5 protein-coding genes are annotated in these 2983 nt (G+C 28.9%); all 5 read right to left on the bottom strand.

All coding sequences use genetic code 11. From position 1 onward, the window contains the following. Positions 1-280 precede the first annotated feature (280 nt). The 5 genes from HMPREF1552_RS07945 to HMPREF1552_RS07925 are packed head-to-tail and all read right to left on the bottom strand — an operon-like array spanning position 281 to position 2498. Positions 281-817, bottom strand: coding sequence for an OmpA family protein (locus tag HMPREF1552_RS07945; RefSeq protein WP_039901433.1), 537 nt, complete (start codon positions 815-817; stop codon positions 281-283). Then, the gene (locus HMPREF1552_RS07940; protein ID WP_039901432.1) at positions 781-987 is read right to left on the bottom strand and encodes a hypothetical protein; all 207 of its coding nucleotides are present in this window, start codon (positions 985-987) and stop codon (positions 781-783) included. The genes HMPREF1552_RS07945 and HMPREF1552_RS07940 overlap by 37 nt, the downstream gene beginning before the upstream one ends. A 53-nt stretch (positions 988-1040) precedes the next feature. Continuing rightward, the gene (locus tag HMPREF1552_RS07935; protein WP_021744634.1) at positions 1041-1646 is read right to left on the bottom strand and encodes an FAD-I family protein; all 606 of its coding nucleotides are present in this window, start codon (positions 1644-1646) and stop codon (positions 1041-1043) included. 57 nt (positions 1647-1703) lie between these two features. Continuing rightward, a complete protein-coding gene (locus tag HMPREF1552_RS07930; RefSeq protein WP_231370761.1) occupies positions 1704-2054 on the bottom strand; it encodes a hypothetical protein in 351 nt (116 codons plus the stop codon). A gap of 57 nt (positions 2055-2111) precedes the next feature. Continuing rightward, positions 2112-2498, bottom strand: coding sequence for an adhesion protein FadA (locus HMPREF1552_RS07925; RefSeq protein ID WP_021744632.1), 387 nt, complete (start codon positions 2496-2498; stop codon positions 2112-2114). Between the last annotated feature and the right edge of the window lie 485 nt (positions 2499-2983).

The raw sequence follows: 2983 nt of genomic DNA, 5'->3' as shown, positions 1-2983 counted from the left end.
TTAAATTTTCTTTTCCGTGTTCTTGATGAAAGATTTCCTGTTTCATTCTTAAGTTTTATCCATCCGTATAATGTGCTGGAACTTATTTCGTAATAAAAATTTAAAATTCTTTTTCTATAATTTTTTCATATGCCATAAAGTTATTATACCATATTTTTAGGTCGGTTTTGTATAAGTTTCACTATAATTTCCTTATAAATAAAAAATTGTCTAATCGTTTCAATAAAGAAACAACTAGACAATTTATAAAAATATTTTTACAATTTTAATATAATTAAAATTAATCTCTTGTAGCTTTGAATTGGATTCTTCTATTTTCGAATCTTCCTTGTTCAGTATCATTAGGAGCAATTGGTTCTGATTCTCCCATTGATTCTACTCTTACGATTCTTGCAGGATCTAATCCAAATTCTAACAATTTAGCTTTAACTGCATTTGCCCTTCTCATTCCTAAAGCCATATTATAAGCGTCTGTACCTTTAGAATCTGTATGTCCAATAATTGTTAAACTCAAGTTGTTTTGTTCGACGTAATCTTTTACATTTCTTAATAATTCAAAGTATTGAGGTTTAACTACTGACTTATCAAAGTCGAAGTTCAATCTTCCAGAATCAAGTACGAATTCTTCGTTTACTGGTGGTTCTGGTTGTGGCTCTGGAACCGGTTGTGGTACTGGTTCTTCAAGTTCAAGAGCATTAATTCTGATTGTATTTTCTCTCATTTGAGTTGTTGTCAGCTTTCTTGCCATTAATGGTGAAGCAACTAACAACCCTAATGCAATTATTGTTGCTGTTCTTGTTGTTGTTCTTCTACCCATTTTTCAGCCTCTCTTTCTAAAGATCTGTATCTTTGGCTACCAGGATTTGGTTTATTTTCATTCAAATAATCTTCAATATGATTTAATCTAGTTGTATTGTAATCTACTAATTTTGCATTTGTACAAGATAATGCTCCTAATCCTACTAATAATAATGCTAACTTTTTCATATTTTTCATTTCCTTTCTAATATATCTGAATTTATTTTTTACAAAACTCTAAATTAATAGTTCATTTTGTTTTGAATATTGTCTAATCTTTGTTCCATTTGATCTAACATTTCGTTAGTTTTATGATATTTTTCAATATTATCGTTGATTTTTTCAACTCTACTCTTAATTCTTTGAATTTCTACGTCCATCATTTTACTTTCAGACATATTTTTTCTTTGTGCTCTTAATTTTTTAGCCTCTGCTTTTTTCTGAGCAGCTTCTCTTGCTTTTGCAGCCTTTGCTTCTGCTTGAATTTTTGCTTCTTCCGCTTTTTGACGTGCAGCTTCTTTTTCTTCAGCAGCCTTTATAGCTGCTTGAATTTTTGCTTCTTCTGCTTTTTGACGTGCAGCTTCTCTTGCTTCTTCTGCTTTTTGACGTGCAGCTTCATTTAAATCTGGAGAAAATGTTGTGGTTGTAACTTCTTCTATTTCTTCAACTGGAACCACAGTAACATCTTCTGAAATACCCCTTGCTGCGTTTCTAGCTTTTTGTGCTTGTCTTTGTTTAGCCACTTTAACTAATCTTTGAACTGCAGCATCAGTATCCGATTTAGCAGAAAATGATATTTGACTTGACGCTAACGTCATTATAGCTATTAATCCTAATATTTTTTTCATTGATTTTCCTTTCTGATAATATTTATGAAATATTGTCTTTTCTTACTTTGAATATACTTATTTAGCTATTTTTCTAGTTCTTTTAGCCTTTTTAACTCCATCTCTTGCTAAAACACTATCAAATACGCCTAATTCTTTTTCTTCTCTTTGTACACTTCTTACTACTCTTTCATAGAAATCAATTCTATCCATGGCTTTTGCCACATTGTATTCTAATTTCTCAATTGATGATTTTGGTTTAACTCTTTCAGATGATTCATCTACCACACCCTCTTCATCAATTGTTACTATTTTTTCTCTAGTTACTTCTGGTTGTATGTCGTCAGATATATCTAGATTTTTATAGTATTCATTTCTAGCTTGCTTCAATATTTCTTGTGAAGATTCTGCCATCATAGGTATACTCAATACTGCTATTATTCCACATAATAAAATTTTTTTCATCTTCATATTACCATTCCTTTCTTAATTCATTACCGATAATAATGTATCCAATTCTGCTATCTTTTGTTCTTTTTCTGCTATATTCTTGTTTAAATTTTTAAGAATAGGTTCATTATATTTAAGAATTTTTTTATATTTTTCTCTATGCCATCTTACTTCAGAATCTACTCTTAATTTCTCAACTACTTTTTCTTTATCAGACTGTTGAACTTTCAATTTTTCCAATTCAGCTTCTAATTGTGCTTTTTGGCTTCTATAACTTTCTTTTTGCGCTTCTTCTTTTTTTAGCAATTCTTCATATTGGTTATCAATTGAATCTATACTACTTTCGATGCTTTGTTTTTTAGCAGAGAAACCTATTGATGAAACCATCATTATTCCAACTAAAAAGAATATTGTCTTTTTCATTCGTTTTTCCTCCTAATTATTTAATTTCATAACAATAAATGAATGTGAAACCACTAAATATATCACTTACTCATCATCACTTGCTCTTATTATATCAAATTATATAAAAAAATACAATTAATTTTTCAAAATAAGACATAAAATTATTTTTTTATCATAGATTGTATAATAATTGCGACAAACTAAAAAAAATTAAAAAATCATGATAATTTTGTGTTAAAATCTTAGTAATGACAAAAATAACGAAAAGAAATATATCATGAGCCATAAATGTTTTACCACGAATGAAAGAAATAAACTCGAGGTTCTGCAGGTTCTGCTAAAAAAATTACAAAATTTCTAAAATTGCTCAAATCCTTAATAGGCACAAGGCAATCATTTATTGTAAGATAAAATGAACTAATGATGAATACTCTTGGTAGATGCCAATACAAAGACTTCTAATAAAGAAACAAGAGGAAAATTCAATATTGGGAAGTCAATTG

Origin of the sequence: Leptotrichia sp. oral taxon 879 str. F0557 (assembly GCF_000469385.1) — a bacterium.
GTDB lineage: Bacteria > Fusobacteriota > Fusobacteriia > Fusobacteriales > Leptotrichiaceae > Leptotrichia > Leptotrichia mesophila.
Note: the sequence above shows the minus strand (reverse complement) of the source record. Positions and strands in the feature narration are given on the sequence as shown.